This is a genomic window from Streptomyces sp. NPDC021080, from assembly GCF_044333225.1.
Classification (GTDB): Bacteria; Actinomycetota; Actinomycetes; order Streptomycetales; family Streptomycetaceae; genus Streptomyces.
Map to the genome: position 1 here is coordinate 1 of NZ_JBIRQM010000041.1, position 19,894 is coordinate 19,894.

The 19,894-nt window shown below is 69.3% G+C and carries 21 protein-coding genes and 2 pseudogenes; 10 read left to right on the forward strand and 13 right to left on the reverse strand.

Annotated elements, in window-relative coordinates; all coding sequences use genetic code 11:
• Window positions 1–834: 834 nt before the first annotated feature.
• Window positions 835–1,041, forward strand: coding sequence for a hypothetical protein (locus tag ACH4S8_RS44355; protein WP_398404916.1), 207 nt, complete (start codon window positions 835–837; stop codon window positions 1,039–1,041).
• Between the two features lie 75 nt (window positions 1,042–1,116).
• Here ACH4S8_RS44355 and ACH4S8_RS44360 read toward each other — a convergent pair whose 3' ends face one another.
• Window positions 1,117–1,476 carry a helix-turn-helix domain-containing protein gene (locus ACH4S8_RS44360; RefSeq protein ID WP_398404918.1) on the reverse strand — a complete coding sequence of 120 codons (360 nt, stop codon included), beginning with the start codon at window positions 1,474–1,476 and terminating at the stop codon, window positions 1,117–1,119.
• Between the two features lie 473 nt (window positions 1,477–1,949).
• On the opposite strand from ACH4S8_RS44360, the gene ACH4S8_RS44365 reads away from it, so the two are divergent.
• The 3 genes from ACH4S8_RS44365 (at window position 1,950) to ACH4S8_RS44375 (ending at window position 3,200) form a co-directional block, all read left to right on the forward strand.
• Window positions 1,950–2,117 (forward strand): transposase, encoded by a 168-nt coding sequence (locus ACH4S8_RS44365; protein WP_398404920.1) that lies wholly within the window; start codon window positions 1,950–1,952, stop codon window positions 2,115–2,117.
• 45 nt (window positions 2,118–2,162) lie between these two features.
• The gene (locus tag ACH4S8_RS44370) at window positions 2,163–2,738 is read left to right on the forward strand and encodes a hypothetical protein (RefSeq protein WP_398404922.1); all 576 of its coding nucleotides are present in this window, start codon (window positions 2,163–2,165) and stop codon (window positions 2,736–2,738) included.
• A 258-nt stretch (window positions 2,739–2,996) separates the two neighbouring features.
• Window positions 2,997–3,200, forward strand: a complete 204-nt coding sequence (locus ACH4S8_RS44375; RefSeq protein WP_398404924.1) for a hypothetical protein — start codon at window positions 2,997–2,999, stop codon at window positions 3,198–3,200.
• Here ACH4S8_RS44375 and ACH4S8_RS44380 read toward each other — a convergent pair.
• A complete protein-coding gene (locus ACH4S8_RS44380) occupies window positions 3,174–3,875 on the reverse strand; it encodes a hypothetical protein (RefSeq protein ID WP_398404926.1) in 702 nt (233 codons plus the stop codon). The two genes, ACH4S8_RS44375 and ACH4S8_RS44380, sit on opposite strands and share 27 nt — an antisense overlap.
• A gap of 696 nt (window positions 3,876–4,571) precedes the next feature.
• On the opposite strand from ACH4S8_RS44380, the gene ACH4S8_RS44385 reads away from it, so the two are divergent.
• The 3 genes from ACH4S8_RS44385 to ACH4S8_RS44395 all read left to right on the forward strand — a co-directional run bounded on the left by ACH4S8_RS44385 (window position 4,572) and on the right by ACH4S8_RS44395 (window position 6,248).
• Window positions 4,572–4,817, forward strand: a complete 246-nt coding sequence (locus ACH4S8_RS44385) for a hypothetical protein (RefSeq protein WP_398404928.1) — start codon at window positions 4,572–4,574, stop codon at window positions 4,815–4,817.
• Window positions 4,814–5,824 (forward strand): NAD(P)H-dependent glycerol-3-phosphate dehydrogenase, encoded by a 1,011-nt coding sequence (locus tag ACH4S8_RS44390; RefSeq protein WP_398404930.1) that lies wholly within the window; start codon window positions 4,814–4,816, stop codon window positions 5,822–5,824. Before ACH4S8_RS44385 ends, ACH4S8_RS44390 begins: the two co-directional genes overlap by 4 nt.
• A 76-nt stretch (window positions 5,825–5,900) precedes the next feature.
• Window positions 5,901–6,248, forward strand: a complete 348-nt coding sequence (locus ACH4S8_RS44395) for a hypothetical protein (RefSeq protein ID WP_398404932.1) — start codon at window positions 5,901–5,903, stop codon at window positions 6,246–6,248.
• 201 nt (window positions 6,249–6,449) lie between these two features.
• On the opposite strand, the gene ACH4S8_RS44400 is transcribed toward ACH4S8_RS44395, so the two are convergent.
• The 8 genes and pseudogenes from ACH4S8_RS44400 to ACH4S8_RS44435 form a co-directional block, all read right to left on the reverse strand.
• Window positions 6,450–6,707 (reverse strand): hypothetical protein, encoded by a 258-nt coding sequence (locus ACH4S8_RS44400; protein ID WP_398404934.1) that lies wholly within the window; start codon window positions 6,705–6,707, stop codon window positions 6,450–6,452.
• Between the two features lie 169 nt (window positions 6,708–6,876).
• A complete protein-coding gene (ruvB, locus tag ACH4S8_RS44405) occupies window positions 6,877–8,079 on the reverse strand; it encodes a Holliday junction branch migration DNA helicase RuvB (RefSeq protein WP_398404956.1) in 1,203 nt (400 codons plus the stop codon).
• A gap of 62 nt (window positions 8,080–8,141) precedes the next feature.
• Window positions 8,142–9,311 carry a recombinase RecA gene (recA, locus tag ACH4S8_RS44410; RefSeq protein ID WP_398404936.1) on the reverse strand — a complete coding sequence of 390 codons (1,170 nt, stop codon included), beginning with the start codon at window positions 9,309–9,311 and terminating at the stop codon, window positions 8,142–8,144.
• A gap of 61 nt (window positions 9,312–9,372) precedes the next feature.
• Window positions 9,373–9,876, reverse strand: a complete 504-nt coding sequence (locus ACH4S8_RS44415; RefSeq protein WP_398404938.1) for a single-stranded DNA-binding protein — start codon at window positions 9,874–9,876, stop codon at window positions 9,373–9,375.
• 223 nt (window positions 9,877–10,099) lie between these two features.
• A complete protein-coding gene (locus ACH4S8_RS44420; protein WP_398404940.1) occupies window positions 10,100–10,882 on the reverse strand; it encodes a hypothetical protein in 783 nt (260 codons plus the stop codon).
• Window positions 10,879–11,394, reverse strand: a complete 516-nt coding sequence (locus ACH4S8_RS44425) for a hypothetical protein (RefSeq protein ID WP_398404942.1) — start codon at window positions 11,392–11,394, stop codon at window positions 10,879–10,881. The genes ACH4S8_RS44420 and ACH4S8_RS44425 overlap by 4 nt, the downstream gene beginning before the upstream one ends.
• A complete protein-coding gene (locus ACH4S8_RS44430; protein ID WP_398404944.1) occupies window positions 11,391–12,347 on the reverse strand; it encodes an ATP-binding protein in 957 nt (318 codons plus the stop codon). The genes ACH4S8_RS44425 and ACH4S8_RS44430 overlap by 4 nt, the downstream gene beginning before the upstream one ends.
• A gap of 258 nt (window positions 12,348–12,605) precedes the next feature.
• Window positions 12,606–13,419, reverse strand: a pseudogene (locus ACH4S8_RS44435) (RecB family exonuclease).
• 924 nt (window positions 13,420–14,343) lie between these two features.
• Between ACH4S8_RS44435 and ACH4S8_RS44440 the strand changes: the two are divergent.
• The gene (locus ACH4S8_RS44440) at window positions 14,344–14,901 is read left to right on the forward strand and encodes a hypothetical protein (RefSeq protein ID WP_398404946.1); all 558 of its coding nucleotides are present in this window, start codon (window positions 14,344–14,346) and stop codon (window positions 14,899–14,901) included.
• Between the two features lie 28 nt (window positions 14,902–14,929).
• On the opposite strand, the gene ACH4S8_RS44445 is transcribed toward ACH4S8_RS44440, so the two are convergent.
• The gene (locus tag ACH4S8_RS44445; RefSeq protein ID WP_398404948.1) at window positions 14,930–15,937 is read right to left on the reverse strand and encodes a GlxA family transcriptional regulator; all 1,008 of its coding nucleotides are present in this window, start codon (window positions 15,935–15,937) and stop codon (window positions 14,930–14,932) included.
• Between the two features lie 99 nt (window positions 15,938–16,036).
• Between ACH4S8_RS44445 and ACH4S8_RS44450 the strand changes: the two genes are divergently transcribed.
• Window positions 16,037–16,861 carry a dienelactone hydrolase family protein gene (locus ACH4S8_RS44450; RefSeq protein WP_398404950.1) on the forward strand — a complete coding sequence of 275 codons (825 nt, stop codon included), beginning with the start codon at window positions 16,037–16,039 and terminating at the stop codon, window positions 16,859–16,861.
• Window positions 16,862–17,051: 190 nt separating this feature from the next.
• Here the strand turns inward: ACH4S8_RS44450 and ACH4S8_RS44455 are convergent.
• A pseudogene (locus tag ACH4S8_RS44455) lies at window positions 17,052–17,243 on the reverse strand (hypothetical protein); the annotation flags it as partial.
• A gap of 705 nt (window positions 17,244–17,948) precedes the next feature.
• The gene (locus ACH4S8_RS44460; RefSeq protein WP_398404952.1) at window positions 17,949–18,725 is read right to left on the reverse strand and encodes a hypothetical protein; all 777 of its coding nucleotides are present in this window, start codon (window positions 18,723–18,725) and stop codon (window positions 17,949–17,951) included.
• A 298-nt stretch (window positions 18,726–19,023) separates the two neighbouring features.
• Between ACH4S8_RS44460 and ACH4S8_RS44465 the strand changes: the two genes are divergently transcribed.
• Window positions 19,024–19,665, forward strand: coding sequence for a DUF6461 domain-containing protein (locus ACH4S8_RS44465; RefSeq protein WP_398404954.1), 642 nt, complete (start codon window positions 19,024–19,026; stop codon window positions 19,663–19,665).
• Window positions 19,666–19,894 lie beyond the last annotated feature (229 nt).

Below are 19,894 nucleotides of genomic sequence, written 5' to 3' on the forward strand. Positions count from 1 at the left end.
GATTTCGTCGCGGATTCGGTGCGTTCCTTCATTCGATCCCCAAACTCGTCATTACCGGCCGGTGGGCCGGAACATGGTTCAAAGAAGACGTGAAGGTGCCTTTGGTGCGATTGCGGCTTCCCCCCCCCCCCCCCCCCCCGCGTCCCGGCCGGAACGTCCCCGTCGCGGGCACTTTTCACTTCACCGTGCCACGCGCGGAAAAGGGGCCCTTTCCGAAGCCGCTTCGTCTGCGGAATCGAACCATGGGGCTCAGACCCCTGTCCAGAGTTGATCTTCACGGCTGAAGTGACATGTCTCTCTCAACTCCTGTACAACCTTTGGGAGTTGACGAAACTGACTGAGCATCAGGAAGCGTGTGACCGGCGCGCGAGCGGGTGTTGGTCATGCGGGTCCTGGTCCTGACTTCCCGGCCACGCAATTTCGCGGGGTGAGCTGTCCGGAAAGCCCGCAGGGCATGCGGTAAGTTCCTCTAGCTCGCCAGGGAGAAGAATGTCCGGAATCTTGTTTCCGGGTCTGCCGGAAAGCCTTCCCGGGTGCGTGTGCAGGGTGGGGGTGCAAGGCTTCGGCGCAGTCGGCCGCTGCCCGGGTCATGATGATCTGCCTGCCCGGCGGGCCCCTGAAAGCGTGACAGGCACGGACTTCCAAGATCATGGAGTTCTCGACGCCCCGTGATCCGAGTGGAAGACCGTGCCTGCCGAAGTGTCATTCCTGATCCCGCCTGTCCTTGACCAGCTCCGCCGGCAGCCCGAGGCCGCATCGGAGAAGGTTCCAGACCTGCTGGAACGGCTGTCCCGGGTGCCGGACCCGCGTGATCCACGCGGAGTGCGCCACGCCATGGCAGTCGTCCTGGCCCTCACCGCGTGTGCCGTGCTGACCGGCGCGACCTCGCTGCTGGCGGTCGGCGAGTGGATCGCCGACGCTCCGGCGCATGTCCTGCACCGGCTCAGTCTTTTGGGGACGAATCCTGGGTCCTTCGACCGCATCCAGGACCGGGTACGGCGCCACCGCACACCTTCCGCGAGCAGGATGCGGTGCACCTGAGAGCGGCCCACCTCGATCCCCTCGGCCCGTGCTGCCGCAGCCAGGGAATCCAGCGTCCACTCGGCCGGTCCCGATTCATCGAAGGCCCACAGTTCCCCGACGGGCTCCCACCGCAGTCGCCCCGGAGGCACGGTTTTGACCAGGGAAATCATCCAGGATCATTCCTGCTCGATGATGCGTCGCCCTGCGGCCCTGCCCGCCGAGATCGTCCAAGCCCTGCAAGCCCGATCGGTTGAAACGGTGCAGCCAGCAGCGGACCGTTTTCTGGCTGCAGCCCAGCTCCACCGCGATCGCCAGCACCCGCAACCCCGACCAGCTCAACTCGATCATCCGGGCCCGCATCACCACATCCCGCGGAGCCTTCCGCGCCCGCGACGGCCGGCCAACGACTGCCCGCTCACCCTCGTCCAGCTCCAGTCGTGCACATAAAACCATCGCCCAGTACCTGCCCCGAGCACCCTCAACTACCCCGCCACCAGGACATACACCCAGCCAAAGAGGAATCCAGCACTAGAGCCTGTCTAACAAATGATCAACGTCGTGTTGGTTTCGAGCAGTAGGTAATGGCCTTGCTGCGATGGCGGGGCTCAGCGATGCTGGACCGGTGCCAGGGCAGAGGAAGAGGAAACGTCAGAGGCAACGTCAGCAGCAGGACGAGGCGCGGCGGGCGGCTGCTCGCTTCGCGCCTGATGCGGGTCGCTGGGAGGTGCTCTTCGAGACTCAGGACGAGTTGCAATGGCGCGCTCACATCCGCCGTCTCCAAGCGTCGGACGCGCAGATCGACTGGACGGCGGTGCGGGTGGACATGCTCTGTGGGCGCCTGGTACGGCCGACCACCTTCCGACTGAGCCTCTTCGTACCGAACTTCGCGCCCGATTCCGGCCAGGGATCGTCCGATAATTGATCTTGTGACTGGTAGAGGTGAGTTGACTGGCGCGGCGTGGGAGCGAGTAGAGCCCTTGTTGCCGCAGGTGGACGGGCGCGGCCGTCCGTGGCGTGATCACCGGCAGGTGGTCAACAGGGTGCTGTGGCGGCTGCGGACCGGAGCCCCCTGGCGTGATCTGCCTGAGCGGTAGGGGCCGTGGCAGACCGGGCAGTGGCATGTCAGGCTGTGCGATGACGTGGGTGCCGTGTTCAGGGCTGTAGCCGTAGATGACGCCGATGACCCCGTACAGCGGTGCACTGCGCGCGAGGAAGACCCGTGGCTGGTCTGCGAGGTGGGGACAGAGCCGGGTGACGGCTTTGACGTGGCGAGCGCACACGGGCGGCTGATTGGTCAGTACCGTGTCGGCCTCGAGGTCGAGGTCGTGCGGCCCGGCGAGGAACACGGTGCCGAAGCGGGTGCGAGCCGGTTCGGTGCAGATCTGGCAGCGCAGGGACTGCATTGTGATGCGCTGGCGGAAGGGATGCATCATCTTCCACTCGGGTTCACCGGTGGGGCAGCCCTGGCCGTCGACTGGGTTGAAGGAACAGCGGCCCCACAGCACGCCGTGCAGGTCGCGGTCGCGGGGATCCTCGTCGAGGTAGCGCAACCGGTACCGGCCGGGGCCAGAACAGGTGAAGACGAAGTCGGCCGACGCGGCCTCCTCGCCGCGGCGCTGGATGACGAAGGGGACCAGGCTCCGGCGCGCTGGCCGCTCCCAAAGCCGAAGGCGGCACAAATGACCGGCATGCGTTTCACGCCCTCATGCTGCTGATCCGCACGGGCAGGCGGATGAACAAGGTCCTGAAGACGGACTTCGAACCGCTGCTGCCTCTTGCTCAGGCCAAAGTGACTACCCCACATCCATCATCCGAGCGACGCCACCTACCCATCGGTGGCGCACGTCTACCGGGCCCAGTCCATCGCCGAACGGAGGCCCGCGCCGGGGCCGTGACCGCTGAGACAGGCTGACGGCACTCTCGCGACTGCGGCGCTGAGGCGTGAAGGCTGGGAGCAGGCCCGCACCGCAGTCATGGCCCGACTGCTACGCGCCAAGTACGAGCAGCACCCTGACCTCGCCGCGGTCCTGCGGGCCACGGGTGACGCAACGCTGCTCTACGACGACACGGACTCGGATTTCTGGGGCGACAACGGCGGCCGGGGCCGCAGCTGGACAGGGCGCCTCCTGGAACTCGGCCGGTCCGAACTGCTAGGCGCCCGGCTTCCGGTTTCCTGATCGGTTGTACTGCTTCCAGTTGCTCTGGGTCATCATTTGCCGGCCTTGCCGTAGATCCTGGACGACTTCCTCCCAGCCCGGGTCGTCCATCGGTTCGTAGCCGGCGCGGATGTGCTCGACGAAGGTCCACCAGTTCTCGAAGTTCGGTGGGGTGGGGTCCAACGTGCTGTCGTGGTTGGTCTGCAGGTCGGAGGGCCGGGTCGGACCGGGCATCTGGCGGCCCGACACCATGGGGTCCTCCTTGCGCAACGCAGCCAGACGATAAGGCACGTCACCCATGCTGAAGCTGTATGGATGGAGTTGCAGCGCCGGCCGAACAACCCGGAGGAGTTCAGCCTCAGGATGCGGACCGAGCCCGATGGTGTTGTTGAAGACCCAGCGCAGCCTCTCGCAGATCGCCTCGCTGAGGTACTTGGCGAACCAGTAGGCGTCGCCTTCGTAGTACTGCCGGTTGATGCCGATCAGCACCGCGTCGGTGTCGTACACCAGACAGAAACCGAGGCTTTCGATGTCGTGGCTCTCCGACTTGCGGAGGTAGCAGGCACGGAGCCGGCCGAGCGGCAGGTGCTCGACCCGTTTTCGGCGCCATGGCATCCCACGTCGGATGATGGTCAACGACCGGCCGTCGAATGCGAAGGTCCACCCCGAGTACCGCATGACCATCACATCAGACATTTGTTCAAATTACCGAATTCACCGGCATGCGACAACGGAAGCATCACGGCACGGCGGGGTGACGGACGGCCGGACCCCACTTCCTGCCCGATCTTGTCCCGAATTCACTGTACGGATCTGTTCAAAAGTCGATCCTGACACAGTGAGCTCTTTCCAACCTGCCGCTCCGGTCCGGCAGCTGGGCTCGCACGTTGTCACGCTGAGTTCTCCGGCGCGCGTTTACATCTACGAAGCGCGAGACTTGACTCTCGGCGTCCGGGAACTCACCGAGACGGAGCAGGACTTCAAGCTGTCGTGGTGGCCGATGGCCGATGGCCGATGCGCTTCAGGCCGTGCGCGACGGGCGGTTCCTCCTTCCCGCGGGGCCGCTGGCGCTCCTGCTTGCAGATCACCGTTCCGCGAACGGCTGACAACCCGCCTGTGCACGCCCATGAGGCACGGGAGTCTTCGGCCGTGCGTCGTGGCCAGGGGAGAGTACTACCGGCCCAGGCTGCCGCGTCCGGCTTCTGGACTGGCCCCGGCCGTGCTGCCGACCGGGACGCGGCGGTCCGTGAGTTCGGCTGCGTCCTGGCTGTGGGTGGCCGGCTGATCCTGTCCCGGTCGTTGCGGTGCGGCGCGGAACCCGTCTGGCAAGAGCAGGCCCACAGGGCCGGGCTCGTGGTGGAGCACGTGGACGAGCGCCCGGCAGAACCCGGCATGCGGGATCGGCTCTACCAACTATGGATCACCCACGCCGGCGAACCACGGCACGAGCTGGGCGAGATCCAGGCACAGAACATGCTGCGCGAGGCGCACCATGCTGCCCTGCCCGGCCGCCGCGCCGTCCTGCTGACCCTGCGCCGCCCCGCGGTCTCCCCGACGGCAGCGGGCGTGGCCGATAGGATGACCGGGCCCGAGCATCTTGGCGCCAGCGCCGCGTGCAGCGAAGGAACCCCGCAGTGAGCCAGCGTTCCGCCCGTGCGGCGGTGTTCTCCGCCGGGTCCTGGGGTACAGCCGTCGCCAAGATCCTGGCCGATGCAGGCAGCACCGTCACCGTGCACGCCCGCCGCAGCGAGATCGCCGACTCCATCAACAGCGTCCACCGTAACCCCGGCTACTTCGCGGACATCGAGCTGCCCGCTTCCCTGACGGCCACGACCGATGCGGCCGCTGCGCTGGACGGTGCGGACTACCTCGTGCTGTCCATCCCCGCGCAGTCTCTGCGGGCCAACCTCGCCGCCTGGGCGCCGTACATCGGGCCCGACACCGTGATCGTGTCGCTGATGAAGGGCATCGAGCTGGGCAGCGGAGACCGGGCGAGCCAGGTCATCACCGAGGTGACCGGCGTGAGCGCCAACCGGGTCGCCGTGCTGTCGGGCCCGAACCTGGCACGCGAGATCATGATCGGCCAGCCTGCCGCCGCCACCATCGCCTGCCCCGACGAGGATGCCGCCCGCCGCTTCCAGCAGGCGTGCCACACCCCCTACTTCCGGCCCTACACCAGCAGCGACGTCATCGGCTGCGAGCTCGGCGGCGCGGTGAAGAACGTCATCGCGCTGGCGGTCGGCATCGCCACGGGCATGGGCCTGGGCGACAACGCCGCAGCGATGCTCATCACCCGCGGACTGGCGGAGACCACCCGGCTGGCGGTGGCCATGGGCGCCCACCCGGGCACCCTCGCAGGACTTGCCGGCCTGGGAGACCTGGTCGCCACCTGCACCTCCCCTCTCTCCCGCAACCGCACCTTCGGCACCCACCTCGGCCACGGACTGAGCATCGAACAGGCGACGGCCGCCACCCGGCAGACCACCGAGGGTGTCAAGTCCGCCAAGGCCATCCTCGCCCTGGCCCACACCCACGGCGTCGAGATGCCGATCACCGAGGTGATCTCCGCCCTGCTGCACGAGAAGGTCACCCTCGAACAGGCCGCCGCCGCACTGATGCAGCGACTCCCCAAGCCCGAGCTCTGACCCCAGGGCGGCGCCCCGCCTCTCAGGGGACGCCCGTCCTTTCACCTTCGCCCTCCCCGCCCGGAGGTTCCTGACCATGCACGGATCCGTGCTGTCCGCTGCCCAACTCGCCGTCACCACCGCCCTGGTGGCATGGATGGTCACCGGCTTCACCCGCCGCTGGCTGCGCTGGAGGATGTTCTGCCGGGCCACCTTCACGATCATCACGCTCACCGGCACCACCAAGGACGGGCGCACCGAACCCGTGAACGTCTACGCCCATCTGTCCCCGGGCAGCTTCGTCCTCGGCCCGCCCCAACTCCAGACGATCATCAATCACCTCACCGCGAGCGACCGGTACGACCGGATCGACGGACACGGCCGCGTCCTGTCCGCGCGAGGCGAACAGACCATCGAAGTAAGGGGCAGCCGTGTGGTTCTTTGACGCCCTCATCTCAGGTTTCCAGAACCCCACCGACCCCGGACGGCTCCAGTGGTTCCGGATCATCTTCGGGACCGTGTGCACGCTGCGCTTCGCCCTCGCCTTCGGCCAGGATGGCTGGGACCGGTTCGCTGCCACCTCGCTCAGCACGTATCTGGCACAGCAGCGCCTCGGCCCGGCCAAGGCCCGTCTTCTGGTCACCGTCTACCGGCCCGCGCTCATCGCACGGACCGTCGCCGCCTTCGCCCTGGCCTGCGGCGTTGCTCCTAGGCCGGCAGTCCTGCTGGTCCTGGCGGGAGCCTCGATGGAGCTGTTGTATCTCAAGAGTCCCAACGCGGTGCGGTACACGCTGCTGACCAGCTGCTGCCTGCCGGCCGTCGGTGACCTCGGCCACGGGCTGAGCATCCAGCACAGGTCCAGCACAGCCAACGCCTGGGCCCAGTGCCTCCTGGTGCTGGTCACGACGGACATCTACTGGAACAGCGCCTGGCAGAAGCTGCGTTCCCCGCAGTTCCGTAGCGGCCTCTACCTGGCCCGTACTCCCCGAAGAAGCTCGGCTTCTGCCAGAAGTACTCGGTGCAGCGGTAGGACGGCCGGTTCTTGGCGGTTCTCGTACGGGCAGCCATGGGTCTCACCGTCGCGAGGGCCGGTGCCCTGGGGCGGCCGGGGAGGTGGTCCGTCCGGTGCGGCCTCCGGGCGGATCATCCTGTCCGGAATTGCCATTCTGGTGTCCCGGGGGCGCGGCCCGGGACGGCCCGGGCGGCGGTACGAGCCCGAAGTGGGCCCAGGCGGCGGGCATCGCGACCCGCCCCCGGGGCGTCCGGGCCAGCAGCCCCTCCCGGACCAGGAACGGCTCGGCGACCTCCTCCACCGTCTCCCGCTCCTCCCCCACGGCGACCGCGAGGGTGGACAGACCGACCGGTCCGCCACCGAACAGCTTCAGCAGGGCGTGCAGTACGGCCCGATCCAAGCGGTCCAGGCCACGACCGTCGACCTCGTAGACCCCCAGGGCCGCGGACGCGATCTGGCGGGTGACCGCTCCGTCCGCGGTGACTTCGGCGTAGTCCCGCACCCGGCGCAGCAGCCGGTTGGCGATGCGGGGCGTGCCGCGGGAGCGGCCGGCGATCTCGGCGGCGCCCGCGGGCTCGACCTCCACCTCCAGCAGCCGGGCGGAGCGGTGGATGACGCGCTCCAGTTCGGCCGGGTCGTAGAACTCCATGTGGGCGGTGAAGCCGAAGCGGTCGCGCAGCGGCGGGAGCAGCAGGCCGGCCCGGACGGTGGCGCCGACGAGGGTGAACGGCGGCAGCTCGAGGGACATGGCGGTCGCGTCGAGGCCGGTGCCGACGACGATGTCGACGCGGAAGTCCTCCATCGCCAGGTAGAGCATCTCCTCGGCGGGCCGGGACATCCGGTGGATCTCGTCGAGGAAGAGGACCTCGCCCCCGGTGAGCGAGGTCAGGACCGCCGCTAGGTCCCCGGGGTGCTGGATGGCGGGGCCGGAGGTGATGCGCAGCGGGGCTCCCATCTCCGCGGCGATGATCATCGCCAGGGTGGTCTTGCCGAGTCCCGGGGCACCGGAGAGCAGCACGTGGTCGGCGGTGGCGCTCCGCTGCCGCGCGGCCCTGAGGACGAGGTCGAGCTGCTCGCGGACCCGTACTTGGCCGATGAACCCGTCCAGGTCCTTGGGGCGCAACGCCGCCTCGGTGACCCGGTCCTCGCCGTCGGCGGCGGCCGCGACCGGCCGGTGGACCGGCTCCGCCACAGTGGGCCGGCCGACGGCGGTCTTGCCCGGGGTCGGCGTCTCGTCCCGGGGCGTGGTGGCGCCGGGGAACATGGTGCCGCCCCGGTTCACCGGCGTTCGCCTAGCGCCGGAGTGAGGGAGCGGCTGGCTGGTCTTCACGATCCGTCCGGGGTGCCGTCGAGGAGGACGCGGGGGGCCGGACCGCTCGGGGCCGACGAGGCCGGCCCGGTGGAGCGCCGGCCGGCCGCGGCCGAGTCGAACGGCACGGTGCCGGGTGCGGCCGCTCGGTTCGCCCTGTCCGCCCAGGGCTCCGCCGCCGGGGTTTCCGGCTTCGCCCCGATGCCCAGTTTCTCCCTGGTCTTCTTCTCGATCTCGTCGGTGGGGTCGGGGTGGTCCCTGAGGAAGGCGCGGGCGTTCTCCTTGCCCTGGCCGAGCCGGTCGCCCTCGTACGTGTACCAGGTGCCGGACTTGCGGACGAGGCCTTGCTGGACGCCCAGGTCGATCAGCTCGCCCTCGCGGCTGATGCCCCGGCCGTAGAGGATGTCGAACTCGGCCTGCCTGAACGGCGGGGCGACCTTGTTCTTGGCCACCTTGACGCGGGTGCGGTTGCCCACCGGCTCGGTGCCGTCCTTGAGGGTCTCGATCCGGCGGATGTCCAGGCGGACCGAGGCGTAGAACTTCAGGGCGCGGCCACCGGTCGTGGTCTCCGGCGAGCCGAAGACCACGCCGATCTTCTCGCGCAGCTGGTTGATGAAGATCATCGTGGTTCCGGAGTGGCTCAGCGCGCCGGAGATCTTCCGAAGCGCCTGGCTCATCAGCCGGGCCTGCAGGCCGACGTGCGGGTCGCCCATATCGCCCTCGATCTCCGCGCGCGGCACCAGCGCGGCGACGGAGTCGATGACGATGAGGCCCAGGGCGCCGGAGTGGATGAGGGTGTCGGCGATCTGCAGGGCCTGTTCGCCGTTGTCCGGCTGGCAGACCAGCAGGGTGTCGGTGTCGACGCCGAGCCGCTTGGCGTACTCGAGGTCGAGGCCGTACTCGGCGTCGATGAACGCCGTGGTCCTGCCTGCCTTCTGCGCGTTGGCCATGGCGTGCAGGGCCAGGGTCGTCTTGCCGGAGGACTCCGGGCCGTAGATCTCCACCACGCGGCCGCGCGGCAGGCCGCCGACACCGAGGGCGAGATCCAGGGCGATCGAGCCGGTGGGGATGACCTCGACGGGGACCCCCGGCTCATCGCTCAGGCGCATCACCGAGCCCGCGCCGAACCGTTTTTCGATCTGGGCGAGGGCGAGTTCGAGCGCTTCCTCGCGGTCCTGTTCCTTCATGGGGTCCGCCTCGGATGGGTGCGGTGTGTGGTTGCGGCCGGCGCACGGGTGCGCCGACCCGTCAGAAGGGCTCCGTCTCCTCGTGGAGGGCATGCTGTCCGCTCTCGGCGGGGACCGGCCGCTCGCCGCCGCCGGGCGGGGTGAACAGGTCCTCGGCGGGAGGACGGGGGTCGCCGCGGGAACCGGCGGGGACGGCGGTGTACGGGGGTTTGGTGATCGTCACGGCGGCGAACCGCAGCGACGGGCCGATCTCGTCGGCCTCCAGCTCGATGACGGTCCGCCTCTCGCCCTCCCGGGTCTCGTACGTCCGCTGGCGCAGCCGCCCCTGGACGATGACGCGGGTGCCGCGGGTCAGGGACTCGGCGGCGTGCTCCGCCTCCTGCTTCCAGACCGAGCAGCGCAGGAACAGCGTCTCGGCGTCCCGCCATTCGTTGCTCTGCCGGTCGAAGGTGCGGGGCGTGGACGCGACGGTGAAGTGCGCGACCGTGTCGCCGGACGGGGTGAGGCGCAGCTCGGGGTCGTCGGTCAGGTTGCCGACGACGGTGATGACGGTTTCACCGACCATGGCGGTTTTCCTCTCGTGCGACGGGTGGTTCCTCACCCGTGCCGGTTCGAGTTCGACGGGCAGCCTCGTACCGGTGGTGAGGGTGCCCGGAGGGGAGGCTGCGCCGCTCCGGCCAGGTGTGAGGGGTGAGCTGGGCGGCGCGGGTCTCCAGGGGAGTCGCGGTGGCGAGGGGTGGCAGGGCTCCGGTACGCGGCTTTCCCCCGAGTCGGGGCGATCACCGGGTTCACCTCGTTTCCCCCTCCTGCCTCGGCCCGGGCTCGGCGAGCCCGGCTGCGAGGAGCCGTGCCTGGTGGGCAGGGGCCCTCCTCAGCGGGATTCCGAGCCGGGGGACGGTGCAGGGACGGCCTGCGGCGGCCCCGCACCAGGGACAGGGCACGCGGAGGGACCGGACACGCGCGTCGCGCTTCGAGCCGGTGAGGTGGGAGGGCGGACTGCCCGGGGCGGCGGGTGTGCGCTGAACTCGCTGTCCTGAGGCGATCGCGGTCACCAGCGCGAGAAGTTCCGCACGATAACGGCGCGGGTCGTCAGGGTCGCTGTCCGGGAGTGGCAGCGGGTTGCGGGCGAGCCGCTCCTCCCGGATCGCGCGCACCTCGGCGCGGATGTCGGCGGCGGCGATATCGGACCGCTGCCTGCCCAGCCGGATCACAGCCGCCCGTACATCGGCGACGTCCAGGTCGGCGAGCAGCAGGTGCCAGGCGTCCGTCGTGGTGTCTTCCAGGTGCATCGACGGGCACATCGCCGCGACCAGGGCGACGAGCTGGGCCGTCTCGGCTGGCAGCATGCGCTCTTCCCTTCTGCGGGGGAACGTCCCGGCTGACGCCGGCGCGCCGCTTCCCACCGCATCCGCCGACTGCTGGTACACGTACAGGACGGCCCCGCAGGCGCACCGCAGCCGCTTGTCGTCCTCGAACGTCCAGCGGCCACAATCGAGGTGACCGGTTCGGGAGATCAGGAACCACACCGTGTCGAGCGTGTCCCGGTCGGGGTGGGCGACGACAGCGGTCATGGATCCTCGCCACCCTCGAGGGGGAGCAGACGGCGCAGGTCGAGGGTGCCGATGTGCAAGGCGCGGGCGATCCGTTCCCGCCCGCCGGGCAGGGGGCGCAGGCTGAACGACCGCGGTTCGGAGGCCGACAGCACACACAGCCCCGGGATCGCCTCGCCGGTGTACGGGTCGGCGACCGGCTCGAGGCAGGCCAGCCGGGCGAGAAAATGCCGCTGCCAGCTGGGGCGCACCCGGACCAGCATCTCCACCTCGCCGGGGTGGTTTTCGGCCACCCAGGCGGTGAAGGCCTCTTCGTCGGCGACCACGACCGTCGGTTTGGGGTCGACGAGGGTGAGGGTGGCGACCGGTGTGTCGTCCGGCAGGGCCACCCGGACCGACTTCAGGTTCAGCTCGGCACGGGCCGCGCGCAGCCCCTCGAGGACCTCGTGGCGCTCGGTCTGGTACTCGGCGTCGACGGCGTCGCGCAGCACCCGGAGCACGGCGACCCGGGTGGCGTGCTCCTTGAGGCTCATGCGGACTTGTCCTTCCGCTCGGTCCCGTTCGCCCGCCTGGTCCCGGCCCCGGACTCGACGTCCTCGGCGACCCTGTTCTTCGCCGCCGCAATGCCGTGGCGCACTATCAGCTGGCCGAGCGTGTGGGTCTCCCCGGTGTCGTCCAGGACGGCGGCGCCGAGCAGGTTGTGCCGACGGGCCCTCTCGTACAGGTCGCGCAGTTCCTCGTGGCCGGCGCCCGGCGCGGTGGCCGCCGTGACGTAGTCGGAAACGGAGGGGACGGGCTTGCCGGCCTCCAGCCAGTCGAGGACGGCCTCGGCGAACTCCGGGCCCGGCCTGTGGAGCACCGTCCCGGACAGCGGCTTCGCCCGGGACTTGGAGACCACCAGGTTGTTCTCGTGGTCGAGATCGCCGACGATGTCGAATTCGTACTCGATGCCCTCCCGCTGCTCGGGCTTGAGCCCGATCTTGCGCGGCACCTTGCGGCCGCGCTCATCGGCCTCCACGACGTACTCGGTCTTGGTGCGCATGGTGACGATGAGGTGACCGGGGTAGGCGAGCAGGGCGTCGATCATCGCCCGCTCCTGGGGGCGGGCCTCCTTCCAGCCGGCGAAGTTGCCGCCCGCCCCGAGGCGCTTGGCCGCGTTGTCGACCTGCTCCAGCATCCCGCCGGTGCCGGACCAGAAGTGACTCAGGGAATCGACGATCATGACGTCGTAGCCCTCGTGGGCGGCCACCGCGAGCGCGTCGACGAGGGTGGTGGGCTGGAACGTCGTGAGCGGGAGGGTGTCGAAGGCGAACTCGTCGGCGTACTTGGCGGCGCTGCCGTGCTCGGTGTCGATCAGGGCGACCCGCTCGCCGAGCCCGGCGGCGGCGACCAGGGCGGTGTAGGTCTTGCCCGACCCGGTGGGACCGGCGAGCGCGATGCGGGCCTTGGCCTGTTCCTTGGTGGCGGTGGTGAAGGTGAGGTTCACGCCGTTCTCCTGGCGTCTGCGACGGCGGTTCCGGGTGGGCCTGGCCGGCAGGGGACGCGGTCCTCGTCCGGCAGGACGTGCCCCGCGTGGCCGTCACTCGGATCGAATGTGTATTCGAATTACTGTCTGCACCCAGACTAGGCGCCCCGGAAGTAACAATCCACCTTTTTTCGCAAGAAAAATGCAGGAAAGGTGGGAATGTCGGCACTGAGGCGTATAATGCCCCCGCACGCATGCGGGTATCGGACGCCTCCGGTCTCAGTCGGCGTCAGCGGCCGGGCGTTCGCCCTCCCCCGCGGCCGGGCCCGTGGTGACAGCCAGGGGATAAGGCGGCGGGATGCCGCCCCAGGCCGGGCACAGCGCCCGATGGGGGCACCAGTCGCACAGCCGGCTCGGGCTCGGGAGCCAGTCACCCGTCCGCGTCACCCGCCCGATCGCGTCCCACAGCGCCGACACCTTGCGCTCCACGGCCCGCAGATCAGCCTCCGCCAGGTCGTAAGTGAGCACGTCCCCGCTGCCCAGGCAGACCAGCCGCAGGCTGCGCGGCACGGTGCCACGCAGCCGCCACAGCACCAGGGCGTAGAACTTCAGCTGGAACAGCGCGTCCGCCGCGTACTCAGGCGGAGGCGCCCGGCCGGTCTTGTAGTCGACGATCCGTACCTCGCCGGTCGGCGCCACGTCCACCCGGTCGATGATCCCGCGCAGCCTCAGCCCGGAGTCCAGCGTCCTCTTGACGAACAACTCCCGCTCCGCGGGCTCCAGCCGGGCCGGGTCCTCCAGGGTGAACCACCGCTCAACCAGCTGCTCCGCCGTGGCCAGCCACTCCGCGGCCCGTTCCGAGGCGGGCGCCCCGCCGTCCCCGCGCGAACAACTCCGCGAGCTCCGGCCGCGCCGCCAGCAGCCGCTCCCACTCGCCCGCCACCATGGCCCGGGCGGCCGTGCGCTCCGCCGCCGGGACGTCGAAGAGCCGCTCCAGCACCGCGTGCACCAGGACGCCCCGGGCCGCCGCCGCGTTCGGCTTCTCCGGCAACCGGTCGATCACCCGAAACCGGTGGAGCAGCGGGCAATGCATGAAGTCGCCCACCCGCGACGGCGACAGCGACGACGGCGGCGCGGCGGGCCGGGGCGCTGCGGGCGGGGCCGGTGCGCCGGAGGTGTCGATCGGCTGTACACGCCTGACCTTATGCCGGAGGCCGGCGTACCGCCCCGGCACCGCCCCGCCTGCGGAGGCGGTGGCTGCGTGACCGCCCCTCGGGGCCGCCGGGCCGCCGACGCCTTCGAGACCGGTCGCCCCGTCGTCGAGCAGACCCTCTCCACCGGCACCCCACCGGCTGCCGAACAAGGATCACCCCGCGGGTCACCCGTGGCCGGCGGCCCGCCCCGGAATCCGCGGCCCACCTCATCACCCACGCAAGCCGCGAGTCGAAGGTGCTGATCCAGGCCGGGTTCGACGCCGACCGCCGTGGCTACGGAGCCCGCCAGATCTGGCGGGAAACGCCTTCGTCGTCGACGCCCTCTCCCGCTGCATCGTCGGCTGGTCCGCCGCCCTCACCGAACACACCGAACTCGTGCCGGCCACACTGGAGATGGGCCTGCGGCGGCTCAGCCGCGAAGGGATCCCGCACCAGCCCGGACAACTGCTCCACCACAACGACGCAGGCAGTCGGTACACCGCGTTCAAACTCGCCACCCATCTCGACGGCGAGGGCATCACGGCATCCATCGGATCGGTCGGTGACGCCTACGGCAGCGCCCTGACGGAGTCCGCGATCGGCCTGTTCGCAACCAAGCCGACCAAGCCACGGGCGGCTGCCCTACAGGGGCTGCTCGGGGCCCACCCGCACCGGCCGGCAACAGTCTCCTCCGGCTGCTGTCGCTTCCGATGGGCACCGCCTCCGGAACCTCGCCCCGAGGGATCCGGACCCTCGACCCACGCCCGGTATACGCCACCACCGCGCACTGGAGCACCGCGGCCCGTACGACGCACCGGAGGCCCATGGCCAACGGAACTTCGAGGCTCTCCGACGACCTCATGCACGCATGGGTGGGAGGCTCCGGCCCGCTGATCAGCCGCGTCCAGGAGGGCCGGGTCCGCGAGCACACCCGGCTCGACTACGAATGGTTCAGTGCTCAGGTCTACGGCGCGACCTCGAACGTCAAGGTCCTCGACACCTTCTCCAGCGTCTTCGGACCGCAGTTCTCCGAGCGGCTCTTCCGCGGCATCAAGGCGGCCACCGGGCACGGCGCCCGGGTCCAGATCCTGCTCCTGGACCCGGACTCGCTGGCGGTCATCCTGCGCGGCCGTGAACTGGGCGAGCAGAGCGCCGACATCCGCCGCGACATCATGCGCAACCTGCGCACCCTGGACCGCTTCGCGCTCCGGCTCGACGAGGACTGCCGCCACCACTGCCCGCGACGCCGGCGCCGACATCGCGAGGCCGCTCGACGCACTCCACCTCGCGCTCCAATTGGACGGGGACTCCCGGGGCATCAACGGCTGCCCCGGGGCCCGGATCGCGAGCTCGCGGAGGCCTGCGCTTTGGCCCGGCCTTGAGGGGGCCTGCTGCCGTCGTGGGCGGGTCTCAAGTCTCCGTTCGTCGGGTTGACCCGTGGTCAGAGCGGCGATGGAATATCGCGCGGTACTCCCTCGGCCGCTGGCCCGTATGTCTGGCAAAGATGCCGCTGAACGCCCCAGGGTCGCCGTACCCGACGTCGGCGGCGATGCTCGCGACGGTCCTGTCGGTCGTCTCCAGCAAGTGTCTGGCTCGACGCACCCGGACCGTGTGCAGGTACGCGAGTGGCGTCTCGCCGGCTTCGTCGCCGAAGCGGCGGAGCATGGTTCTCGTGCTTACGTGGAATTCCTGGGCGAGGGTGAGCAGGTCATAGCGAGCACTGAGGTTCTGGTCGAGCCACCGCTTGACGCTGAGCGAGAACTCCCTGCCCACAGTGGGTATGAGCCCCGCGTCGACATAGGGAGCCTGCGTGGAACGCGCATCATCAACAAGCGCGATACGCGCGGTGCTACGGGCGACGCGGGGGCCGTCGTGCTCGCGGATGAACTGCAGGGCGAAGTCGTACATGGCACTGAAGGCCGCTGTGGTCGTCACCCCCCGATCGGTCACGACCAAGCTCTCCGGGCGGAGGCGCACGTCGGCGTACCGGCGGGCGAACCGATCCGCGAACAACCAGGACGTGGTCGCTTGGCGCCCGTCGAGCAGCCCGGCTTCAGCGACCAGGAAGGCGCCCACGCAGATCGATACGACAGCGGTCCCCGAGGCCGCCTGTGATCGAATCGACGCTGTTTCCGGTCCCAGGTTTGCGAGTGTCGCGTCGAGATCGAGCGTGGGCGAAAGCTCGAATCCCGGCACGATCAGGACGTCCACCGGGCGCACCGCCGAGACATCGAGGACCGAGCCGCCGGCCGCGATCACACGGCGCCGGGGCGAGATGACCGACGCCTCGTAGGCCGGCTGAACCGACCCTTGCGCGGCGGCGACGTGAGTTGCCATGGCCAGGAGGTCAGGGACGCCGAATACCTCCGACGCGAAGCAGCCGGGGTAGGCCAGCACACCAACGCGCAGTGGACTCATGCGGTCCCTCCGGCACCTTCGAACGGGTGGCGATATTACCGTGATACGTGGCGATGCCGCCGCTTCTCAGAGGGGCGGCCGCTCGTCATCATCTCGGTCATGGCAATCATGCGAGGACAGAGCGACCCCTTGGACGACTTCTCACGGAGAGCCGTCAGCGTCGATGACGTCGACAAGACCGTGTACGTTGCCGGGTCAGGACCGGCAGTCATCCTCATGCCCGAGATGCCGGGTATCAGCCCCGACGTCGCGCGGTTCGCGCGGTGGGTGCGTGATGCCGGCTTCTCCGTGTACCTGCCCTCTCTCTTCGGCGTCGACGGTGCCTATCCGCTCGCCGAGGCACGCGAGACCGTCGTTCGACGCGCCTGCGTCAGCGCCGAGTTCCGAGCCTTCGCCGGTGGCGGCACCAGCCCCGTCGTCACCTGGCTGCGCGGCCTCGCCCGCCTGGCGCACGCCGAGCGTGGCGGGCCTGGCGTCGGTGCCGTCGGTCTGTGCTTTACCGGCAACTTCGCCTTGACCATGGCGCTCGAACCGGCTGTCATCGCACCAGTGGTCAACCATCCGTCCCTTCCGCTGGACGATCCCGGCGGTCTGGAGATCAGCGACGAAGATGCCGCTGCCGTGGCTGAACGCGTAGCGCGAGAGGGATTGAAGGTTCTCGCCTACCGCTTCGACAACGACAGGTGGTGTACTGGTCAGCGGTTCGCGGCTTACCGAGCGCTGCTCGGGGACGCATTCGACGGCCGCGTACTCAAAGCCGAGACGGCGAACACGAACCCTCCGCCCTTCTTCCGTGACGTCGTCGGTTGCGCCCACAGCGTCGTCACGGCACACCTCGTCGACCAGGACGGTCACCCCACCATGCAGGCCCGGGACGAGATCATCGCCTTCCTGGCCGAGCGGCTCGGGATGCGGGCTGAATGAGCCCTTGGCACTCCGACACCTGGCGATGCGACAGAACGCCGCCGCTTCCCGATGCGATCTGGTCGTCGACCCGGGGTACTCGTGACCGCCCCTCGGCGACCACGAGTGACACAGGCCACTCAGATTTCGATGACACACGCTCAATCTTCAGTGGCACAGGACAGCCTCTCCGGTAGGTCGTGGTTTCTGATCACGCTGAAGGGGAGAGCTGTTCGCGCACCCATTCGGGATCGGGGTTGGTGTGTGGCTGGCCCGCCACGACGACGGTCGGCACGGTCTCGTCACCGTCGTTGGCTGCTCTCACCGCTGCGGCTGCTGCCGGGTCGCGCCAGATGTTGACCCAGTGCAGCTGGCGGGCGCCGCGGCCCAGCCGGATGCGCAGTCCGCAGGTCGCAGTGATCACGGTAGGGACTCCGTCGCAGTAAATCCGGCATTTACTGCGGCATCTCTCACCGCAGCCCTGAGTGTTACGCAGTGCTAAACGCCATCTGGCCGTAGCCATACGAGAACAGGGCCTATCTGTCCGTCCTGGCTCTGGCCGGCCGTGCCCGCTTCCGCCGGGCGACCGAGGAGTACGCCCGGATCTTGGAAGCCGTCACCTGCCTGCACGCCCACGACCTCGCCCCGCCCCGCCCCGACACCGGTCCTCGTCCAGCAGGCATCCCCGCCCGGAGCGGTACCAGCCCCTGCCCGGCGGGCCGAATACCTGGCCGACGCCACGGACTGACCCGGGCGGGCGGCGGGGCGGTGGTCACGGTGCGGTGCTGCGGCGCGGTCGCGCTGCTGGCGCTGGGCGAGGCGGTGCACAGCCGAAAACTCCTTCCCGACCATATGATCGACAGCCGCGCTGTTCCCTCGGCGATCACTCCCGGCACGCCCCCTTGCCTCTACGAACGACCCCGCGTTCAACCGCAGACCTCGCGGGCTCTCACGCCCCGATCGCCACACGCCCGGTCGCGCGATCCAAGCGGCTTCGTCGACTGGCTTTGTTCACTTCTAGGGGCAGCGTTTGTCCGCTGGTTTGGGCGGCAGTCGCGGATCTTGCGGCCCGTGAATGTTCACGAGAATCAGCAGCGCCCGCGGGGCGTCACTGCCCGGTGCGTGGCCGGGTGAGTCCAGCTCCGACCTTGATCAGCATCTGGCCGAGGAGGTGGAGAGCTCGTGCCCGTGTCGGCACTCCGCGCGCTGTGCCCGTCCAGTAGGAGTCGGTGAGTTTCTCGGTCATCGCGAGGGTCTGGCTGTCGTCTTGGGCGGCCAGCACGAGGACGAACCGCACGTAGTCACCGATGTCGGTGCCCTGGGGGTGCTGGTTCATGAAGCTGTGCAGGCGCCCTGTCAGGGCGGGCAGGGTACGGTCCGTCGGGAAGACGACGGCGAGGCCGGCGAGGGCCAGCCGAACTGCGGGGCATTCGGCTGGCCAGCGGGCCAGTAGATCAGGGGTGTGCAACTGGACTGCCTTGCAGGCCCGGGCCTCGCTGTCGGGATCGGCATGGTGCGAGGTGGCTGGCCAGGTCTCGGCGAGGTGACGCTCAGCGACGGTGGCGGCGCGGAACAGCAGGTCGACGGCTTGGAACCGATGTTGGGCGGGAATCCGGTCGTCGACGGCCAGGGCCGCGAGCAGGGCGAGGCCGTCGGCGGTGTAGGGCTGACAGGTGTCCTGGTGGAGGATCTCGTTGTAGAACTCGGCGAGGAAAGTCCGGTCGTCCCAGGCGGGATCGGTTTCTGAGTCGAACAGCATCGCCGCTTGGAGGGGCAGGCAGCCCGGCAGCCGATCGGCGATGACGTCCCGGAAGAGCTGCCGGATCGGCGGACCACAAGCGATCGCATCGTGCTGGGTCTGCTCGAGTGCGGCGTGCGTGTCCATGACCAGCACAGCCTACTGGAGCACTTGAGGCAGACAACGGCAGCGGTCAGCAGGCCTTGGCCGACTCATCGGCGCGAGCGCGAGCGCGGGTGCTGGCGAGGCGGTCGGAGTCGGTTCCGGTCTCGACGATGGTCCCGGCGGATCGCCGCATACAACTCGACCTTCGACACCTGCGGCATGACCAGGCGGCCGTCAGGCAGCATGAGCCTGGCTCCCCGTCTCGCCACGCGCATGGCCGGGAACACGGCGGCCTGGTAGGGCCGGCGAGCGGTACCGAAGTGAACGACGGAGGTAAAACATGAAGACAGGCGCGGACATGGATTCGCTCCGCTGGGCGGTGGCCTGGATGTGTGTCACCTTTACTCGCGACGTGAGCCCCGAGGAGGTCTTCACCCGGTACGGGGCCGACCCGGACCAGGCACGCCTGCTCGACTGGGACACAGCCTCGGACCTGGTCCCGGGCGACTCCGGTGACACGATGGTCTCGCTGCTGCGGTCCGGGAGGATCGATGAATGGGCCTTCTGCGTCGAGGAGGAAGGTGGCATCGGCTTCGGGGAAGAATCGCTCGCGGAGTTGTCTCGCGGCACTGAGACATACAGCCTGGCGACGACCGACGGAATCGACGTCTTCCAGTACTGGCGTGACGGCGCATGCGTCGAGTACTTCGAGCCAGGCATGGAGCACACCCGGTCCGAACCGTTCGGCCCCTGGTGGGATCGGGTGGAAGCGGTGCTCGCCGCGCACGAAGGAGAGGATGCCGGGATGGCACCTGTGGTGGCCCTCGTGCTGGAACACCTTGGCATCACCCTGGACGACGTCACCCTCGCCGGACCCTGGCCCAGCCTGACGCTCGCCGAGGACGATGCGCCGTCGGGGCCACTGGGCGACACCTACACGGGCGAGGGGCCGGTTCCGCCCGGGACTGTCGAGATCTTGTAAGACCCCACAACATCGATGATCTTGAAACTCAAGCGTCAGTGGTCACCGTCCGCGTTCGCTCCCCAAGATCTGTGCCAGAGCCCACAACCCGGGCTCTGGCTCAGGTTCTGTGGTGGGTGCGGGGGCTGCAGAGCCATGCCTCGCGCAGGCATGCCCCAAGCGCAGCCGAGGTGAAACGCGTGGACAGGGGTCATGGGATCATTCCGAAGCGCCAGGTCCTGAGGTCACG

Coding starts and splice junctions, on each gene's coding strand:
- recA (WP_398404936.1), bottom strand. CDS start 9,311: ATGAAGGAACAGGACCGCGAGGAAGCGCTCGAACTCGCCCTCGCCCAG.
- ACH4S8_RS44355 (WP_398404916.1), top strand. CDS start 835: ATGGCAGTCGTCCTGGCCCTCACCGCGTGTGCCGTGCTGACCGGCGCG.
- ACH4S8_RS44425 (WP_398404942.1), bottom strand. CDS start 11,394: ATGAGCCTCAAGGAGCACGCCACCCGGGTCGCCGTGCTCCGGGTGCTG.
- ACH4S8_RS44445 (WP_398404948.1), bottom strand. CDS start 15,937: ATGAGTCCACTGCGCGTTGGTGTGCTGGCCTACCCCGGCTGCTTCGCG.
- ACH4S8_RS44380 (WP_398404926.1), bottom strand. CDS start 3,875: ATGTCTGATGTGATGGTCATGCGGTACTCGGGGTGGACCTTCGCATTC.
- ACH4S8_RS44450 (WP_398404950.1), top strand. CDS start 16,037: ATGGCAATCATGCGAGGACAGAGCGACCCCTTGGACGACTTCTCACGG.
- ACH4S8_RS44385 (WP_398404928.1), top strand. CDS start 4,572: ATGCGGGATCGGCTCTACCAACTATGGATCACCCACGCCGGCGAACCA.
- ACH4S8_RS44375 (WP_398404924.1), top strand. CDS start 2,997: ATGGCCCGACTGCTACGCGCCAAGTACGAGCAGCACCCTGACCTCGCC.
- ACH4S8_RS44440 (WP_398404946.1), top strand. CDS start 14,344: ATGGCCAACGGAACTTCGAGGCTCTCCGACGACCTCATGCACGCATGG.
- ACH4S8_RS44395 (WP_398404932.1), top strand. CDS start 5,901: ATGCACGGATCCGTGCTGTCCGCTGCCCAACTCGCCGTCACCACCGCC.
- ACH4S8_RS44465 (WP_398404954.1), top strand. CDS start 19,024: ATGAAGACAGGCGCGGACATGGATTCGCTCCGCTGGGCGGTGGCCTGG.
- ACH4S8_RS44420 (WP_398404940.1), bottom strand. CDS start 10,882: ATGACCGCTGTCGTCGCCCACCCCGACCGGGACACGCTCGACACGGTG.
- ACH4S8_RS44415 (WP_398404938.1), bottom strand. CDS start 9,876: ATGGTCGGTGAAACCGTCATCACCGTCGTCGGCAACCTGACCGACGAC.
- ACH4S8_RS44360 (WP_398404918.1), bottom strand. CDS start 1,476: ATGGTTTTATGTGCACGACTGGAGCTGGACGAGGGTGAGCGGGCAGTC.
- ACH4S8_RS44460 (WP_398404952.1), bottom strand. CDS start 18,725: ATGGACACGCACGCCGCACTCGAGCAGACCCAGCACGATGCGATCGCT.
- ruvB (WP_398404956.1), bottom strand. CDS start 8,079: ATGTTCCCCGGCGCCACCACGCCCCGGGACGAGACGCCGACCCCGGGC.